At 69.7% G+C, this 17,139-nt stretch carries 15 protein-coding genes; 5 read left to right on the forward strand and 10 right to left on the reverse strand.

Annotation, left to right across the window (positions count from 1 at the left end):
- Positions 1 to 11: 11 nt before the first annotated feature.
- On the forward strand, positions 12 to 641 hold the full coding sequence (locus ABD736_RS07495) for a DNA-directed RNA polymerase subunit beta (protein WP_344791120.1): 630 nt from the start codon (positions 12 to 14) through the stop codon (positions 639 to 641).
- Here the strand turns inward: ABD736_RS07495 and ABD736_RS07500 are convergent.
- The 6 genes from ABD736_RS07500 to ABD736_RS07525 form a co-directional block, all read right to left on the reverse strand.
- A complete protein-coding gene (locus tag ABD736_RS07500; protein ID WP_344791121.1) occupies positions 610 to 1,569 on the reverse strand; it encodes an aldose 1-epimerase family protein in 960 nt (319 codons plus the stop codon). The two genes, ABD736_RS07495 and ABD736_RS07500, sit on opposite strands and share 32 nt — an antisense overlap.
- A 10-nt stretch (positions 1,570 to 1,579) precedes the next feature.
- Positions 1,580 to 2,551: a UDP-glucose 4-epimerase GalE gene (gene galE, locus ABD736_RS07505; RefSeq protein ID WP_344791122.1), complete on the reverse strand. Its 972-nt coding sequence runs from the start codon at positions 2,549 to 2,551 to the stop codon at positions 1,580 to 1,582.
- A 39-nt stretch (positions 2,552 to 2,590) separates the two neighbouring features.
- A complete protein-coding gene (locus tag ABD736_RS07510) occupies positions 2,591 to 4,561 on the reverse strand; it encodes a beta-galactosidase (protein ID WP_344791123.1) in 1,971 nt (656 codons plus the stop codon).
- 90 nt (positions 4,562 to 4,651) lie between these two features.
- The gene (locus ABD736_RS07515; RefSeq protein ID WP_344791124.1) at positions 4,652 to 6,004 is read right to left on the reverse strand and encodes an ABC transporter substrate-binding protein; all 1,353 of its coding nucleotides are present in this window, start codon (positions 6,002 to 6,004) and stop codon (positions 4,652 to 4,654) included.
- 17 nt (positions 6,005 to 6,021) lie between these two features.
- A complete protein-coding gene (locus ABD736_RS07520; protein WP_344791125.1) occupies positions 6,022 to 6,894 on the reverse strand; it encodes a carbohydrate ABC transporter permease in 873 nt (290 codons plus the stop codon).
- Positions 6,891 to 7,835: a carbohydrate ABC transporter permease gene (locus tag ABD736_RS07525; RefSeq protein WP_344791126.1), complete on the reverse strand. Its 945-nt coding sequence runs from the start codon at positions 7,833 to 7,835 to the stop codon at positions 6,891 to 6,893. The genes ABD736_RS07520 and ABD736_RS07525 overlap by 4 nt, the downstream gene beginning before the upstream one ends.
- A gap of 132 nt (positions 7,836 to 7,967) precedes the next feature.
- Between ABD736_RS07525 and ABD736_RS07530 the strand changes: the two genes are divergently transcribed.
- The 4 genes from ABD736_RS07530 (at position 7,968) to ABD736_RS07545 (ending at position 12,001) form a co-directional block, all read left to right on the forward strand.
- Entirely contained in the window at positions 7,968 to 8,996 is a 1,029-nt protein-coding gene (locus ABD736_RS07530) for a LacI family DNA-binding transcriptional regulator (RefSeq protein WP_344791127.1), read from the forward strand.
- Entirely contained in the window at positions 8,989 to 10,161 is a 1,173-nt protein-coding gene (galT, locus tag ABD736_RS07535; RefSeq protein WP_344791128.1) for a galactose-1-phosphate uridylyltransferase, read from the forward strand. The genes ABD736_RS07530 and galT overlap by 8 nt, the downstream gene beginning before the upstream one ends.
- A complete protein-coding gene (galK, locus tag ABD736_RS07540; RefSeq protein ID WP_344791129.1) occupies positions 10,158 to 11,342 on the forward strand; it encodes a galactokinase in 1,185 nt (394 codons plus the stop codon). Before galT ends, galK begins: the two co-directional genes overlap by 4 nt.
- Before the next feature lie 122 nt (positions 11,343 to 11,464).
- Positions 11,465 to 12,001 carry a gamma carbonic anhydrase family protein gene (locus ABD736_RS07545; RefSeq protein ID WP_344791130.1) on the forward strand — a complete coding sequence of 179 codons (537 nt, stop codon included), beginning with the start codon at positions 11,465 to 11,467 and terminating at the stop codon, positions 11,999 to 12,001.
- On the opposite strand, the gene ABD736_RS07550 is transcribed toward ABD736_RS07545, so the two are convergent.
- From ABD736_RS07550 to glyA, 4 genes are all read right to left on the reverse strand, one after another.
- The gene (locus tag ABD736_RS07550; RefSeq protein ID WP_344791131.1) at positions 11,965 to 14,148 is read right to left on the reverse strand and encodes an alpha-galactosidase; all 2,184 of its coding nucleotides are present in this window, start codon (positions 14,146 to 14,148) and stop codon (positions 11,965 to 11,967) included. The two genes, ABD736_RS07545 and ABD736_RS07550, sit on opposite strands and share 37 nt — an antisense overlap.
- A complete protein-coding gene (locus ABD736_RS07555; RefSeq protein WP_344791132.1) occupies positions 14,145 to 15,194 on the reverse strand; it encodes a LacI family DNA-binding transcriptional regulator in 1,050 nt (349 codons plus the stop codon). Before ABD736_RS07555 ends, ABD736_RS07550 begins: the two co-directional genes overlap by 4 nt.
- Before the next feature lie 137 nt (positions 15,195 to 15,331).
- Positions 15,332 to 15,814, reverse strand: a complete 483-nt coding sequence (locus tag ABD736_RS07560) for a YbaK/EbsC family protein (RefSeq protein WP_344791133.1) — start codon at positions 15,812 to 15,814, stop codon at positions 15,332 to 15,334.
- A gap of 37 nt (positions 15,815 to 15,851) precedes the next feature.
- Positions 15,852 to 17,123 carry a serine hydroxymethyltransferase gene (gene glyA / locus ABD736_RS07565; RefSeq protein WP_344791134.1) on the reverse strand — a complete coding sequence of 424 codons (1,272 nt, stop codon included), beginning with the start codon at positions 17,121 to 17,123 and terminating at the stop codon, positions 15,852 to 15,854.
- Positions 17,124 to 17,139: the final 16 nt, after the last annotated feature.

Below are 17,139 nucleotides of genomic sequence, written 5' to 3' on the forward strand. Positions count from 1 at the left end.
AAGGATTCCGATTGGCAGACGAGTTCCATAAGCCCGTGAAACTTCCCGGCCGCGTCTTTGAGGCGTTCCACGGCGGCCAGGACCCCGCCGTCGCATTGCGCGTCGCGCACGACACTGCTCATGCGCTGATCTCGCGCGTGCGCGCCGACCCCGATCCGGCGGTCGTCGAGCGCCTGGTCGGCTACACCGACGAGCACGGCGTCGACGCGATCGCCGAGCTGTGGTCGCACGCGTCGGCTCGCACGCTGCCGGGGGCGCTGTGGCGGATCTACCTCGTGCGCCTGCTGATCAAGCAGAACCCCGAAGAGACGAGCTATCTCTACCAGCGCGGCGCCGACACCACGCCGACCATCGACCCGATCGTCGCCGGCGCCCAGGAGCCCACCGGGCCGACGGAGATCCTCGCACTCGCCGACCAGATCCTGCGCGGAGCGTTCCAGGGCGACTTCGCCGACGCGCTCGACCGCGCTGCCGCGTTCTGCCGCGTCGAGGCGGCCGGATGCGCGGCGCTCGCGGACTCGGTCGACGTCGTCGACTCCGACCGTGCGACCGAGCTCACCACGCGGGCCTCCCGGTTCGTGCAGACCGGCGACGAGCTCGGGGGCGCGGCTAGGCTGTGGCGGGCGGATTCGCTGGAGTAGCGGGGGCGTAGCGGATCGACCACGAGGCGCTCCACGTCTCGTGCGGGGCGAGCCGCTTGATGCCGAGGCCCGAGTTGAAAGCATCCGCCGGCGCCGTCATCGGCTCGATCGCGAGAGCCACGGCCCCCTTCGGCAGCGTGGCGAACGAGCGGTGCGTGTAGACCTGCAGGAAGTGGAACGCCTCATCGCCCGAGAGCGTCACCGACGACCCGTCCGGCGCCGTCAGCACGGCGAGCTCGCCCGGGCCCGCATCCCCATAGCCCTCGTTCAGCTCGAGGTCGCCGACGCGCTGCGGCGACCGCAGGTCGAACTTCGTGCCGTCGACGGGCGACTGCCCGATCGGGATGAGCTTCTCGTCGACGTCGAAGTGCGTCGCGGCGTGCACCGTGAGCTTCAGCTCGCTGGTGTCGACGTCGCCGATGCGGAAGTACGGGTGGGCCCCGACGGCGACCGGCGCCTCGGTCTCGCCCGCGTTCGCGAAGCAGTGGGTGACCGTGAGCCCGTCGTCGGAGAGCTCGTAGCGCACCGTGGTGTCGATGAGGAACGGGTAGCCGCTCTGCGGCCAGATCGTGGCGGCGAGTTCGACGAAGTCGGCGCCCTTGTCAGCCAGCTGATACGCGGTGAAGCGCAGCAGGCCATGGCTCGCGTTGCCGAGCGCCGGCTCGGTGAGCGGCAGCTGCAGCGTCTGCGCCTCCCCCTCGGTCGGCTTCCACACCCACTTGCCGGCGCGCACGCGGTTCGGCCACGGCGACAGCACGATGCCCGAGGCCGACTGCGGCGACGAGGTCACGGGGAACGGCTCGATCAGGTCGACACCGCCGATCTGGAATTCGCGGATTCCCGCCGCAAGCTCGGTGATGACCGCCCTGGCCGTGCCGGCCGGGGTCGTGCGGACGAGTTCGTACTGCTCTCCGGTGGGTGCTCGCACGTCTGCCAGCCTATGACCGACCTGCCGCGGTCTGCCAAGAGGCCCAGGCCGAAGAGACCATCTCGTCGAGCGTGTTGGTCATCGCCCAGTCGAGGTCGCGGGCGGCGAGCGTGCCGTCGGCGACGGTGCGCGCCGGGTCGCCCGGGCGACGCGGCGCGATTTCAGGATCGAAGCGGATGCCGGTGCCGGCCGCCATCGCGTCCATGATCTGCTTCACCGAAGACCCCGAGCCGCTGCCGAGGTTGTACACCGGCTCGAGGGGCTCGCCCGCCAGCATCCGCCGCGCTGCGGCCACGTGCGCCTGCGCGACATCCGCGACGTGCACGTAGTCGCGGATGCAGGTGCCGTCGGGCGTCGGGTAGTCGTCGCCGAAGATCTTCGGCACGCGGCCCTCGTCGAGCGCGCGGAACACCAGCGGGAACAGGTTGTGCGGGCTCGTATCGCGCAGCTCCGGGGCGCCGGAGCCGACGACGTTGAAGTAGCGCAGCGAGGTGTGCACGAGGCCCGTGGCGACGCCCTGGTCCTTGAGCAGCCACTCGCCGATCAGCTTGGTCTCGCCGTAGGGTGACTCGGGCGTCGTGGCGGTGGTCTCGGTGACGAGCTCGACGGTCGGGGTGCCGTAGACGCCGGCCGATGACGAGAACACGATGCGAGAGACGCCCGCTCGCTGCATCGCGGTGAGCAGGGTGACGGTGCCCGTCACGTTCTGCTCGTAGGTGTGCAGCGGGCGCTTCACCGACTCACCGGCGTACTTGTAGCCCGCCAGGTGCACGACGCCGTCGATCGGATGCGTCGCGAAGAGCTCGTCGAGCGCAGCGCCGTCGAGGATCGAGGCCTCGACGAACGGCACGTCGGGCTGCACGAAGTCGCGATGGCCGCTCGACAGGTCGTCGATCACGACGACGTCGAGGCCGGCGGCCCTGAAGGCCCGGGCGACGTGCGCGCCGATGTAGCCGGCACCGCCGGTGACGAGCCAGGACATGGTGGTCTCCTTACGTGGGGCGACGGGGACGACGCCAGGCTATCGGGCGGGCACCACCGCGACGCCATAGGGCTCGAGCGCCACCGTCTGAGCGGCCACGACGACCTCACGCGCTTCTGGCGTGTGGTTGATCACGAAGCGGGTCGTGCCGCGCACCACGGTCTCGACGCCGTACTCGGGGCGGGCGAAGGCCGGCGCGATGCCCGCCTCCGCCAGCACGCGCCCGATCAGCGCGTCGAACCCGGCGGCGTCGAGCTGCGTCGCGACGTACCAGGCTGCGCCACCCTCGCCCGCCTCGCGGCGCGTGATGGCGGCGCCGCCTGCGGCGTGGCCGTCGGCGAAGGTCGCGATGGTCGAGGCATCCGCCACCGTCACATGCTCCTGCCAGATGCTCGCCTGCCCCTCGAAGTCACCCGTGAGCGCGGTCGGCACGCCGGCCTGCAGCGGCGCGAACTCTTCGACCGAGACACCGAGCGTGCGCTGCAGCGCGCTGCCCGCGCCGCCGAGATAGCCGCCGAGGTGCACGTGCAGCTCGCGATCGAGGATGCCGGTCTGGTAGCTCGCGACGAGGGTGCCCCCGCGCTCTGCCACTGCGGCGAGCGAGGCCAGCTCGTCGCCCGCGGCCACCTGCAGCAGCGGTGCGATGACGAGCCGGTAGGCGTCGAGCGCGGCGCCCGGGCGCACGAAGTCGATTGCGACGCCCTGGCGCAGCAGCGCGGCGTACCACTCGAGCACGCCCGCGAGGTAGTCGATGCGGGTCGGCGTCGCCTCCTGGCTGAGCGCCCACCACGACTCCCAGTCCCAGACGATGGCGGCCTGCACGGGCACGCCCGCGCCGAGGATGCCCGCCTCAGGGGAGCTGAGCTCGGCGAGCTCGCGGCCGAGCGCCTGCACCTCGCGGTGCACTCGGGTGTTCTCTCCGCCGTGCGGCACCATCGCGGCGTGGAACTTCTCGGCGCCCGAGGCCGACTGGCGCCATTGGAAGTGCAGGATGCCGTCGGCGCCACGGGCGAGCGACTGGAACGTGGTCGCGCGGTGCTGCCCAGGGGCCTTCGCGGCGTTGCGGTCGCGCCAGTTCACGGCGCTCGTCGACTGCTCCATGAGCAGCCATGGCTTGCCACCACCCAGCGAGCGCATGAGGTCGCGCGTCGCGGCGGAGTGGATGTGCGAGAGCGGGTCGGCCGGGTCGGGGTACTCATCGTCGCTTATGAAGTCCATCTCGGGCGCCCACTGCCAGTAGTCGAGGTCGCGGAAGAACCCCATGAAGTTCGTGGTGACCGGGATGCCGGGGCTGAGCTCGGTGAGGATCGCGCGCTCGGCGCGGTGCAGCTCGAGCAGCGCGTGCGACGAGAACCGCCGCCAGTCGAGCAGCTGGGTCGGGTTGCGGAAGGTGGGGGCGTAGCGCGGCGCGTCGACTTCGTCGAAGGAGTCGTAGCGCTGCGACCAGAACCCGGTGCCCCAGGCGCGGTTGAGCTCGGCGATCGTGCCGTAGCGGGCCTCGAGCCAGGTGCGGAAGGCGGCGACGGATTCCTCGTCGTAGGACGCCGAGACGTGGCATCCGTATTCGTTGTTGGTGTGCCACGCCTCGAGCGCGGGGTGCGCGCCATACCTGGTCGCCAGCTCGCGCACGAGTCGCAGCGCGTACTCCCGGTAGACGGCCGAGCTCGGGCTGTACTGCTGCCGCGAGCCGAAGCCGAAGCGGTTCCCGCGCTCGTCGACCGGGAGGGTCTCGGGGTGCAGCTTGGCGAGCCAGGCGGGCGGCGAGGCGGTCGCGGTCGCGAGGATTACGCGGATGCCGCCGGCGTGCAGCTTCTCGAAGACGGTGTCGAGCCACTCGAAGTCGAACTCCCCCGGGCGCGGTTCGAGGCGTGCCCACGAGAACACTCCGACCGTCGCGGTGGTGACGGACGCGCCGCGCATGAGGCGGACGTCGTCGTCCCAGACGGACGGGTCCCACTGGTCGGGGTTGTAGTCGCCGCCGTAGCGGATGGAGGGGAAGATCGAGGGCACGCGCTGCTCCTGGGTTGGTTGCCGGGCGGGAGAGAAGTGTGGGGCGCCGCCATCCCGCAATGACGGCGCCCCGTGGTCAGCGGATGGAGATCAGCCCGCTGAGACCTTGAAGCCCTGCTGCTTGCCGTAGGACACGTTCGCGTCCTGCCAGGCCTGCAGAGCCTTGTTGATGTCGGTCTTGTTCGCGATCGCCTTTCCGACGCTGTCGCCGAAGATGTCGTTCGCGTGCGCCTGCCACGGCAGGTACGACCAGCCGGCGACGTCGTTCTTCGCGCCGGGGACGATCGTCTGGTAGATCTTCTGGCCGCCGAAGTAGTCGCTGGTCTGGTCGATGAACGACGGGTCGTTCAGGTCGGCGTTGGTCGACGGGAAGCCGCCGTCCTTGATGAACACCTTGATGCTCTCGGGGTCGGAGTTCAGCCAGCGCAGGAACGCGGCGGCCAGGTCCTGGTTCTTAGAGAGCTTCGGGATGACCTCGGTCGAGCCGCCGTTCTCGGCGTTCGCGGGGGTGCCGTCCCAGGTGGGAAGCGGCGCGACGGCCCAGTGGCCCTTGCCCTCAGGCGCGCTGGCCGAGAGCACGCCCGGCATCCAGCCGCCAGCGAGAAGCGTGGCGATGGTGCCGTTGCCGAGATCCTTGTACCACTCGTCCGACCAGCCGGGGATGGTGCCGAGCGAGCCGTCGGCGATCAGCTGGTTGTACATCTGTGCGTACTTCTTGCTGCCGTCGTCCTGCAGGTTGATGGTCACGTTCGTGCCCTTGACCTGGAAGGGGTGGCCGCCGGCCTGCCACATCAGGCTCGTGGCGACGCCCGCGTCACCTGCGTCGTCGATGAGCCACTTGCTCGGATCTGCCTGGTGCAGCTTCTTGGCGTCGGCGATGTACTCGTCCCACGTCTTCGGCACGGTCAGGTGGTACTGGTCGAAGACCGTCTTGTTGTAGAACAGGGCCATCGGCGCGCTGTCCTGCGGAAGGCCCCAGATGCCGCCGTTCTGCGAGACGGCGTTCCACGTCGCGTCGGTGTACTTCGACTTCAGGTCACCGAAGCCGTACTTGGTCAGGTCGACCAGGTCGCCCTGCAGCTGGAAGAGCGGCAGCGACTGGTACTCGACCTGGGTGACGTCGGGGACGCCCTTGCCGGCCGAGATCGCATTCTGCACCTTGGTGTTCGAGGTGCCGGCGCCCTGGGTGTTGACCAGATCGACCTTCACCTTCGGGTACGCCTTCTCGAAGGCGGCGACCTGGTCCTTGGCCTGCGGCGTCCAGGTCCAGTAGCTGATCTCGCCTCCCTTCTTGAGGGCGGCGTCGAGCTTCGAGGCGCTGGAGCCGGAAGCGGCGCTGCCTCCGTTGTCGCTCGAGGAGTTCGAGCAGGCCACGAGCGTGCCGCCGAGAACGGCGGCGATGGCGCCGAGCGTCAATGCTCGGAGCACAGTGCGGTGAGACATGTGCTGTGGTTCCTTTCCTATTGCTTGACACTCCCGGCGCTCAACCCCGACTGCCAGTAGCGCTGCAGCAGCAGGAACGCGGCGACGATGGGGATGACCGCCAGCAGTGAGCCGGTGGTGATGAGGGAGAAGACGGGCTTGGCACCCACACCGACGGTCTCGGCGTTCCACGACTGCAGACCCACGGTGAGCGGGTACAGCTTGGGGTCGCTGAGCATGATCAGGGGCAGGAAGTAGTTGTTCCAGGTGGCAACGATGGCGAACAGTGCGACGGTCACGATGCCCGGCGCGAGCAGGCGCAGAGAGATCGTCGCGAAGGTGCGCAGCTCGCCTGAGCCGTCGACCCTCGCCGCTTCGAGCAGCTCGCTCGGAATCGCCTCTGTGACGAAGACCCACATCAGGAAGAGGCCGAAGGGCGAGATCAGGGAGGGCAGGATGACCGCCCACATCGTGTTGGTGAGCCCGACCTTGCTGAACAGCAGGAAGGTCGGGACGGCGAGCGCGGTGCCCGGCACGGCGACCGCGCCGAGGATGACGGCGAGCACGGCCTTCTTGCCGCGGAAGTCGTACTTCGCGAGGCCGTAGCCGCCGAGCGTCGCGAGCACCGTCGCGCCGCCGGCCCCAGCCACCACGTAGATCAGCGTGTTGACCAGCCAGTGGCCGTAGACGCCGTTCTCATACGTGAACACCTGGCGGATGTTCGCGATCAGGTTGAAGTGGCCGAACGCGAAGCCGAAGGTGTTGACGAGGTCGGAGTTGCTCTTCGTCGCGCTGATCACGAGCCACGCGAGCGGCACGAGTGTATAGATCAGCAGCAGCGCCATGACCACCGTGAGGATCACCGACCTGCGCGGCCGCAGCGGCGTGTGAGGCATCCGATATTCGCTCATGCTGCGTTGCTCCGCATCCCGCGCAGCTGCACGACGTAGGCGACGACGGCGGTGACGACGCCCATGATGATGGCGATCGTGGCGGCGTAGTTGACCTGGTTGCCCGAGAAGCTGAGCGTGTACGCGTACAGGTTGGGCGTGAAGTTGGTGGGGATGATTCCCAGCGCGGTCGTGCGCAGGATGTTGGGCTCGTTGAACAGCTGGAAGCTGCCGATGATCGAGAAGATCGTCGCGATCATGATCGAGCCGCGCAGCGCGGGCAGCTTCACCGAGATGATCGTGCGGAACGCCCCGGCGCCGTCGATCGAGGCGGCTTCATACAGCTCACGCGGAATGGTGCTGAGCGCGGCGTAGAAGATCAGCATGTTGTAGCCGAGGAACTCCCACGTGACGATGTTGCCGATCGCCGGCAGCACCCACTGCGTCGAGATCGGGTCGATCGTGAAGCCGAGCAGGTGGCCGAGCGCTCCCGTGAGGCCGGCGCGCGGGTTGTACATGAAGCCCCACATGAGCACCGCGACGACGCCCGGAACCGCGTAGGGCAGGAACAGCGCGATACGGAAGAACGACTTCCCGTGCAGGCGGCCGCTGTCGATCGCGAAGGCGCAGATGAGCGCCAGCACCAGCATGATCGGCACCTGCACGACGAGGAACAGCGCGACCCGCAGCACACCGGACCAGAAGTCGCCGTCGGTGAACGCCTGCAGATAGTTCGCGAAGCCGACGAAGTGGTTGCCGCCGATGAGCTGATTGCGGAACAGGCTCAGGTAGATGGCATAGCCGACGGGAACGACGACGATCAGGATGAAGCCGATGAAGAACGGCAGCACGAAGCCCCAGCCTGCGGCTGAGATGCGCCGCTTGAGGGGGCTGTGCCGCCTGGCGGGCGACGGGGACGCGACCGCCTGCCGAGCGGGTGCGGGAACGACGTGGGACGACATTGTCTCTCTTCGGGGGTCGAGATGTTTACGCAAACTGTTTGCGTAAACATTCTGGTTCGGGCAGGCTAGCATCGTTCGGAGGGCCGCTGTCAAGACTTCAACGGCCGATGCAACAGGCCGGCAAGGAGCACGATGACGAGCACCCTGGGGGGACGGCCGACGCGCCCGGCGTCGATGCTCGACGTCGCCCGGCTCGCCGGGGTCTCGCAGCAGACCGTGAGCCGGGTCGCCAACGACTCCGACGCCGTGAAGCCGGCGACCCGCGAGCGAGTGCTCGCCGCCATGGACGAACTCGGCTACCGTCCGAACAGCGCCGCCCGCGCACTCAAGTCGGGGCGGTTCCTGAGCATCGGCGTGCTCATGCGCAACCTCAAGTCGTTCGGCTCGAGCCGCATGCTCGAGGCCATCAACTTCGAGGCGGCGCGCCGCGGCTATTCGATCGACCTGATCTCGGTGAACGACCCCTCGACCGGGGAGATCACCCAGGCACTCACGCGCCTCGACCACGAGGCCGTCGACGGGATCATCATGCGCCTCGACCGGCAGGACTTCCGCGAGCACGCCATCGACTTCCCGACCCGCATCCCGACCGTGATCGTCGAGGGCGGCGCCTACGACGACAGGGTCTCCGTGGACGCCGATCAGCGCCAGGGCACGCGCCTCGCCGTGCAGCACCTGCTCGACCTCGGCCACCCCACGGTGTGGCACGTCTCGGGCCCCGAGGGCTACTCGAGCGCGGCCGCGCGCGAGGCGGAGTGGCGCAGCGCCCTCACCGACGCCGGGCGAGACGTCCCTGAGGTGCTCCGCGGTGACTGGTCGCCGGAATCCGGCTACCGGGCGGGCATGCGCCTGCTCGAGGAATCCCAGGCCACCGCGGTGTACTGCGCCAACGACCAGATGGCCCTCGGCCTGCTGCGCGCCTTCCACGAGGCGGGCCGGGCGGTGCCCGGCGACCTCAGCGTCGTCGGGTTCGACGACACGCAGGAATCCGAATACTTCTGGCCGCCGCTGACGACGGTGCGCCAGGATTTCGCGGGCGTGGGCGCGAGCGCCGTCGCCCTGCTGCTCGAGCAGATCGAATCGGGCCCGATCGCCCCCGGTCTGCGGCTCACGCCCACCCAACTCATCGTCAGAAAGTCGACGGATGCCTGGAATGGCTGACTCCCCCACGACCCCCGCTCAGACGGATTCGGCGCAGGTCACCCCCGCCCGAGTCACGAAGCGCGTGCACCGGCTCGCCGACGGCCGCGAGCTGATCTACTTCGACGACGCGGACACGACGCTGCCGCCCGACCGCGCGCCCGACACGCGCGTGCTGGACGAGCGGCCGCCGACCGCCACGATGCGGCAGGACCCGCTCACCGGCGACTGGATCTCGATCGCGGCATCCCGTCAGAACCGCGTCGTCATGCCGCCCGCCGCGCTCGACCCGCTCGCGCCGCAGACTCCAGGGAACCCGTCAGAGATCCCGGCGAACTACGACGTGGCCGTCTTCGAGAACAGGTCGCCGTCGTTCGGGCCGGCGCTGCCGGCGATCGAGGATGCCGCGGCCGCGGGCGACCTCGGCGGGATCGGCCTCAACCGCGAGGCCCCGTCTTACGGCCGCTGCGAGGTCGTCTGCTTCAGCCCGGAGCACGAGGGCGCCTTCGGGTCGATCCACCGCTCGCGCGCCCGCACCGTGATCGAGGCCTGGGCCGACCGCACGGCGGCACTGTCGGCTCTGCCCGGGGTGCGCCAGGTGTTCCCGTTCGAGAACCGCGGCGCGGCGATCGGGGTCACGCTGCAGCATCCGCACGGGCAGATCTACTCGTACCCCTATGTGACGCCGCGCACCCAGCGGCTGATCGCATCCATCGACGAATACGGCCCGTCTCTGTTCGCAGACATCCTCGCGAGCGAGCTGGCGGGCCCGCGCGTCGTGCTCGCGGGCGAGCACTGGACGGCGTTCGTGCCGTTCGCCGCGCGCTGGCCGATCGAGGTGCACCTGCTGCCGAACGAGCATGTCCCCGACTTCGCCGAGACGACGGCCGAGCAGCGCGACGAGCTGAGCGTGCTCTACCTGCGCCTGCTGCGCGGCGTCGACGCGCTCTATGACGACCCGACGCCCTACATCGCGGCGTGGCACCAGGCTCCGGTCGACACGCACCGTGACAGCATCCGCCTCAACCTGCAGCTGACCAGCCCCCGGCGCGGGCCTGACAAGCTCAAGTACCTGGCCGGAAGCGAGGCGGCGATGGGTGCCTGGGTCGGCGACATCCCACCGGAGACCCAAGCCGAGCGCCTGCGCGCCGCGATCGCCAAGGCAGACGAGGAGAACCCCGTATGAGCGAGCTCATCGACGACACGCAGGCCGGTTTCGAACGGCGCTATTCATATGCGCCTTCTGGCATATGGTCGTCGCCCGGGCGCGTGAATCTGATCGGCGAGCACACCGACTACAACGAGGGCTTCGTGCTGCCGTTCGCGATCGACCGGCGCACCTTCGCCGCGCTCGCGCTGCGCGATGACGACGTGGTGCGCGTATCGAGCGCGGCGAGCGACGAGATCGTCTCGATGAAGCTGGCGGATGTCTCGGCAGGGGCTTCCGCGATGGAGGGTGTCGGCGACGCCGGCCGCTGGGCGGCCTACCCGCTCGGAGTGGTCTGGGCTCTCGGGCAGCTCGGGGCCGACCTCGCGGGACTGCCGGGGTTCGACGTACACGTCGATTCCGACGTTCCGATCGGCGCGGGCCTGTCGTCGTCGGCCGCGATCGAGGGGGCCCTCGCGACGGCGCTGAACGAGGTGTGGCGGCTCGGCTTCGACGGGGCGCAGCTCGTCGACGTCTGCCACCGGGCCGAGAACGACTTCGTGGGCGCCCCGACAGGCATCCTCGATCAATCCGCATCGCTGCTCTCGCAGGAGGGCGCCGCACTGTTCCTCGACTGCCGGGACGGCTCGTCTTCCACGGTGGACCTGCGGCTCGAGGAATCCGACCTCGCGATCCTCGTGATCGACACGAAGGTCGCGCACGAGCACGCGTCGGGCGACTACGCCGCGCGTCGGGAGGCATGCGAGACCGCGGCCCGGGAACTCGGCGTCAGGGCGCTGCGGGATGTCACCTGGCCGCAGCTGCTCGCCGCGCGCGACCGGCTCGACGGGGTCGTCTATCGCCGGGCGCGGCACATCGTCACCGAGAACCAGCGCGTGCTCGACACCGTCGAGGTGCTGCGCAACGAAGGGCCGACGGGTATCGGCGACCTGATGTTCGCGTCACACCGCTCGATGCGCGACGACTTCGAGATCTCGACGCCCGAGCTCGACCTCGCCGTCGAGATCGCGCTGAACTACGGCGCGCTCGGCGCGCGGATGACCGGCGGCGGCTTCGGTGGCTCGGTGATCGCCCTCACCCCGGTGCCGATGATCACCCACGTGCAGGTGGCGATCGACGGCGCGTTCGCCGAGCACGGCTACGGCGGCCCCGAGATGTTCCTCGTGTGGCCGTCGCAGGGCGCGCGCCGCGACCGCTGACCGAAGCCGCGCGCCGAGCCTCGGTTGCGCCACCAGGTTCCGCTGTGCGCCACTCGGATCCGAGTAGCGGAACGCGGAAGCTGGTGGCGCACGCAAACCACGGCGACTGATAGGAAGAGGGCATGGCCGACATTCGAGTGACGCTGCCCATCGGAACACCTGACGAGAGCGCGGCGGCGTATGTGGCGCCGGGAGTCGCACTGATCGGGGCCGTCACCTTGGCCGAGGGATCGAGCGTCTGGTTCAACGCGGTGCTGCGTGCTGACAACGAGCCGATCACCCTCGGCGCCGGCTCGAATCTTCAGGACCTGGTGGCCTGCCATGTCGATCACGGCAAGCCGCTGACGATCGGCGCGGGTGTCTCGGTCGGGCACAGCGCGGTGCTGCACGGCTGCACCATCGAAGACGACGTGCTCGTCGGCATGCACGCCACGATCATGAACGACGCGGTGATCGGCACCGGGTCGCTGGTCGCCGCCGGCGCACTCGTCACCGAGGGCACGGTCGTGCCACCCCGATCGCTGGTCGCCGGCGTGCCGGCGAAGGTCAGGCGAGAGCTGACGGATGCCGAAGTGGACGGCATCCGTGCGAATGCCGCGCACTACGCCGAGCGCGCGCGGCTCTACGCGTCGCTGCCCTCTTCGGACGTCACCAGGTAGACGACGGCGGTCTCCGGCGGAAGGTAGGGCGCGTGCAGACCCGCTGAGCCGAGCAGCGCACCGCTGAGCACCACGCCGTCGCCGCCGTTCCACCACTGCGGCCACTGCACCTGAGCGGGCAGCGTCTCGGGGAACACCGGCCGCACCCGATAGCGGCGGTCGGGGTCGAGCCCCTTGAGCGGAATGCGCCCTGGGGTGCCGAGGCCGCTCAGCCCCAGCGACACGTAGGCGAAGATCGCGGCCGACCTGTCGACGGCGACGACCCCGTTGCTCGAGATCGTCGGGTCGGGGTGATCGAGGCGCACCAGGTCGCCGCCATGCAGCAGCGCGCGATGCTCTTTGTAGAAGCCGATCCACTCGCGCAGCTCGGCCCGCTCGTCCGGCGTCGCCTGCCGCAGGTCCCATTCGATGCCGAAGTGCCCGAACACCGCCGTCGCCGCGCGGAAGGACAGGGTGCTCTGCCGCCCGGTGGTGTGGTTGACGCGGGCCGCGACGTGGGACCCCAGCAGCTCGGGCGGCAGCAGCTGCGTCGTCCAGCGCAGCATCTGCTGCCTGTCCACGGGGTCGATGTTGTCGGAGACCCAGATGCGGTCGGTGTGCTCGAGCGCCGCGAGGTCGGCGCGGGCACCGCCCGACGAGCACGATTCGATCTCAAGTCCCGGGTAGCGCTGCTTCAGCTCGGCGACGAGACGGTAGTACGCGAGCGTCTGCTCGTGAACCGCGGGACGCCCGTCAGGCTGCGTGCCGGCATCGATCAGGTCGCGGTTGTGGTCCCACTTGAGGTAGGCGATGTCGTTCTCGTCGAAGATCGCGACCAGCGCGTCGCGGATGTATGCGTACGCCTCCGGGATCGCGAGATTGAGCACCTGCTGGTGCCGCGCCTCGATGGGCAGGCGCCCGCCCGTCGCCATGATCCACTCGGGGTGCGCCCGGGCGAGGTCGGAGTCCGGGTTGACCATCTCGGGCTCGACCCACAGGCCGAAGCGCATTCCGAGCTGGTTCACGCGGTCGATCAGGGGCGTGAGGCCGTCCGGCCAGACATCCCTCGCCACTGTCCAGTCGCCGAGCCCGGACGAGTCATCGCGCCGCGACCCGAACCAGCCGTCGTCGAGCACGAAGCGCTCAACCCCGAGATCAGCGGCGATCTCGGCGAGTTCGACGAGCGTGGGCAGATCGTGATTGAAGTACACGGCTTCCCACACATTGAGGGTCATGGGGCGCGGCGATTCAGGATGCTGCGGCCGCGCGCGCATGAGCCGGTGGAAGCGCCTCGCCACCTCGTCGAGGCCATCGCCATACGCCAGATAGAGCCAGGGCGAGGTGTAGCTCTCGCCCGGCTGCAGCCGGATCTCGCCCGGCAGCAGCAGCTCCCCGCCGCCCAGCACCGTGACGCCCTCGTTCACCCGCTCGAGATAGTGCACGTGGTTCCCCGACCAGGCCGTGTGCAGGCCCCAGACGGCACCGCCGGCGAAGCCGAACCCCGGCTCCCCCGCGTGCAGGATCTCTGCGGAGCCCCAGCCGGTGCGGCCCTGTCGCCCCTCGCGCCGGTGCGTTCCCACGCTGATCGGCCGGCGCTGCGGCACCTTCTCCTTTCCCCAGCGGCCCGTGAAGTCCAGGGTCTCTGCGGCGGACTGCGGCACGGGGAACGCGAGGTTCAGGGCCTCGAGGCGGTACTCGTCGGCACCGGTGTTGGTCACCGTGGCGCGGGCGCGGAAGATGCCGCTGTGGTCGAGCTCGAAGTCGATCGACAGGGCGAGCCCCGCCGCGGCATCCGCTGCGGTCACGCTCACGGTGCGCGCGTCGAGCGCGGTGGCCTCACCGCTCACCTCGTCACCGTCGATCACGATGCCGACCACCTCGAACTTGGGCGACCAGTCGCGCCCCGCGCGCGACCCGACGAGGCCGGGCGTTCCGAGCCAGCCCGTCCACGATTCCGGCAGCACGGCGATGTACGGCGGCACGTCGGGCGAGCTCGGCAGGATGGGCGAGATGCCCGACACTGCCAGGGCTGCCAGGTCCTCGGCGGTCGGCGCGCCGGCGTCGGCGCCCCAGTAGAGCACTGCCGGAAGGCGGCCGCCTGTCATGTCGAGGATCAGTGTGACGCCACCGGCGCGTAGAACGGCGCGAGCGGAAGGTCGGTTGTTCATGAATCTCCTGTCGTGAGTGGCTCGTGGGCGGTGGCCGTGGTGCAGCCGCACGAGCGGCGGATCACGAGCTCGCCCGGAAAGACGAGATGTCTGCTGTCGGTGGGAACGGCATCGATGAGAGCGTCGGCGGTCGCGCGCGCCATCCGCGCGACCGGTTGCCGATAGGTGGTCAGCTTCGGGATGCTGAATTCCGATTCGGCCGTGCCGTCGTAGCTGACGACCGGCACGTCGTCGGGAATCGAGACGCCGAGCTCTGCGGCCGCGCTGAGCAGGCCGATGCCGAGGAAGTCAGAAGCCGCGAAAATCGCGTCGGGCCGGTCTGGACGGGTGAAGAGACGGCGACCCGCACCGGCGCCGAACTCGCGGGTCCAGTCGTCGACGAGCTCGATCGGCCCGTCTGGCAGGCCCGCTGCACGCAGCGCCGAGCGCCAGCCGACCTCACGCGGTTCGATGCCGGGTCGCCGGCTCGGGGCGAGCACGATCGCGATGTTCCGCCGGTCGTGCACGGCGATCAGGTGCTCGACGAGGGAACGCGCGCCGGTTTCGGCATCCGCCCCCACGGTGAACGAGCCGGGCTCGGGGTCGAAGGCGTCGATCCACACGATCGGGCCGCCGGCTCCATGCACCTCGGCACGCCTGGCGGCGTGCACGACACTTGCGACGGCGAGGCCGTCGACCGCGCGCCCTCGCAGGCTCTCGACCAGACGCAGCTCCTCTTCCGGGTCACCGTGCGAGCTGGCGACGGTGATCGCAAAGTTCCGCCCGGCGACGGCACGTTCGAATTCGCGCACGAATTCGGCGAAGTACGGATTGCCGATGTCGGGAATCACGATGCCGAGCATGGAGCTGCGCCCCGTTCGCAGCGCACGCGCCGTTCCGTTCGGCCGGTAGCCGAGCTCGTCGATCGCCGCGCGCACCCGTGCCTCCGTCGCGCTGCTGACCCGCTTCGCACCGGTCAGCACGTAGCTGACGACCGCGGTGCTGACACCGGCTCGCTGCGCCACTTCGGCTCTGGTCGCCGACTTCGCGGGCCGGTCCTGATTCATCGCGTTCTCCTCGGGTGGGGCCCGCTCCGTTGCGCCCGACGAATGGTGCGGTTACACGTGTAACTGCGGGTGAAGTTACACGAGTAACCGGAACCGGGGCAAGAGTTTTCTCAGGCGACTTGGCCCGTCGGTGCGGCCTACGCCGTCGGCGCGACCTCGACCTCGGTGCCGCCGGTGACGCGCAGCAGCTCGGCGTAGCTCAGCGGGAAGACGGTGTGCGCGTGGCCGGCGGCGGCCCAGAGCACCTCGTACTGCCGCAGCGCGACGTCGACGAAGGTGCGCACCGGCGCCGGGTGGCCAACGGGTGCCACCCCGCCGATCGTCTGGCCCGTGGCCTCCTTCACGACATCCTTCGACGCGCGCTCGATCGTGCCGCCCAGCCGCTCGCCCAGCCACTCCGTGTCGACGCGGTGCGCACCGCTCGTCATGACGAGGATCGGCTCGCCGTCGAGCGTGAAGACGAGCGAGTTCGCGATGGCGCCCACGGTCGTTCCGAGCGCCTCGGCCGCGGCGGCCGCAGTCGGCGTGCCCACCTCGAACCAGGTGATCTCGGGCGTGAGCCCGTGCTCAGCGAGCGCAGCGCGCACGCGGTCGACGGCAGGGTGGTCGGTGTTCACCATGCCGTCGACCGTAGCGGGTTCAGCGCGCTCAGCGGGGTCAGTACTCCAGGCCCGGGTACAGCGGGAAGGCATCCGTCAGCTTCTGCACGCGAGCGCGCAGCGCGAACGGGTCGTAGTCGGGGCGCAGGGCCTTCGCGATGATGTCGGCCACCTCGGCGAACTCGGCGTCGCCGAAGCCGCGCGTCGCGAGCGCGGGCGTGCCGATACGGATGCCGGAGGTGACCATCGGCGGACGCGGGTCGAACGGCACCGAGTTCTTGTTCACGGTGATGCCGACCTCGTGCAGGCGGTTCTCTGCGTCCTGGCCGGAGAGCTCGCTCTCGCGCAGGTCGGCGAGCACCAGGTGCACGTCGGTGCCACCGGTGAGCACGTTGACGCCGGACTCGCGGGCCTCGTCGCTCGTCAGCGCCTCGGCGAGCAGGCGGGCGCCCGAGATCGTGCGAGCCTGGCGCTCTTTGAACTCGTCGGTCGCGGCGAGCTTGAAGGCGGTCGCCTTGGCTGCGATGACGTGCATGAGGGGGCCGCCCTGCTGGCCGGGGAAGACGTTCGAGTTGAGCGCCTTCGCGAGCGCGGTGTCGCGGCTCAGGATGAAGCCGGAGCGCGGGCCGCCGATCGTCTTGTGCACGGTCGACGACACGACATCGGCGTAGGGAACGGGGCTCGGGTGCAGGCCCGCGGCGACGAGGCCGGCGAAGTGCGCCATGTCGACCCAGAGCTTCGCGCCGACCTCGTCGGCGATGTCGCGGAAGGCGGCGAAGTCGAGCTGCCGCGGGTAGGCCGACCAGCCGGCGATGATCACGGCGGGGCGGTGCTCGCGGGCCTTGTCGCGCACGACGTTCATGTCGACGAGGAAGGTCTCGGGGTCGACGCCGTAGCTGACGGCGTTGTAGAGCTTGCCGGAGAAGTTGAGCTTCATGCCGTGCGTCAGATGGCCGCCGTGGGCGAGCTCGAGGCCGAGGATCGTGTCGCCGGGCGTCGCGATCGCCGAGAGCACGGCGGCGTTGGCGGAAGCTCCCGAGTGGGGCTGCACGTTGGCGTATTCGGCGCCGAAGAGCTCCTTCGCGCGGGCGATGGCGAGCTGCTCGGCGATGTCGACGAACTCGCAGCCGCCGTAGTAGCGGCGGCCGGGGTAGCCCTCTGCGTACTTGTTGGTGAGTACCGAGCCGGCCGACTCGAGCACCGCGCGCGGAACGAAGTTCTCGCTCGCGATCATCTCGAGGTAGTCGCGCTGGCGGCCCAGCTCGAGGCGCAGAACCTCGGCGATCTCGGGATCGACCTCGGAGAGAGGTGCGTTGAAGTTGTCGACCATGGCCTGTTGCCTTTCT

Origin of the sequence: Gryllotalpicola daejeonensis (assembly GCF_039538145.1) — a bacterium.
In the GTDB taxonomy this organism is placed as follows: domain Bacteria; phylum Actinomycetota; class Actinomycetes; order Actinomycetales; family Microbacteriaceae; genus Gryllotalpicola; species Gryllotalpicola daejeonensis.

Excerpts from the sequence above, each read along its gene's own strand:
- galE (WP_344791122.1), bottom strand. The coding sequence starts at position 2,551 with ATGTCCTGGCTCGTCACCGGCGGTGCCGGCTACATCGGCGCGCACGTC.
- ABD736_RS07515 (WP_344791124.1), bottom strand. The coding sequence starts at position 6,004 with ATGTCTCACCGCACTGTGCTCCGAGCATTGACGCTCGGCGCCATCGCC.
- ABD736_RS07520 (WP_344791125.1), bottom strand. The coding sequence starts at position 6,894 with ATGAGCGAATATCGGATGCCTCACACGCCGCTGCGGCCGCGCAGGTCG.
- ABD736_RS07525 (WP_344791126.1), bottom strand. The coding sequence starts at position 7,835 with ATGTCGTCCCACGTCGTTCCCGCACCCGCTCGGCAGGCGGTCGCGTCC.
- ABD736_RS07530 (WP_344791127.1), top strand. The coding sequence starts at position 7,968 with ATGACGAGCACCCTGGGGGGACGGCCGACGCGCCCGGCGTCGATGCTC.
- galT (WP_344791128.1), top strand. The coding sequence starts at position 8,989 with ATGGCTGACTCCCCCACGACCCCCGCTCAGACGGATTCGGCGCAGGTC.
- galK (WP_344791129.1), top strand. The coding sequence starts at position 10,158 with ATGAGCGAGCTCATCGACGACACGCAGGCCGGTTTCGAACGGCGCTAT.
- ABD736_RS07545 (WP_344791130.1), top strand. The coding sequence starts at position 11,465 with ATGGCCGACATTCGAGTGACGCTGCCCATCGGAACACCTGACGAGAGC.
- ABD736_RS07550 (WP_344791131.1), bottom strand. The coding sequence starts at position 14,148 with ATGAACAACCGACCTTCCGCTCGCGCCGTTCTACGCGCCGGTGGCGTC.
- ABD736_RS07555 (WP_344791132.1), bottom strand. The coding sequence starts at position 15,194 with ATGAATCAGGACCGGCCCGCGAAGTCGGCGACCAGAGCCGAAGTGGCG.
- ABD736_RS07560 (WP_344791133.1), bottom strand. The coding sequence starts at position 15,814 with ATGGTGAACACCGACCACCCTGCCGTCGACCGCGTGCGCGCTGCGCTC.
- glyA (WP_344791134.1), bottom strand. The coding sequence starts at position 17,123 with ATGGTCGACAACTTCAACGCACCTCTCTCCGAGGTCGATCCCGAGATC.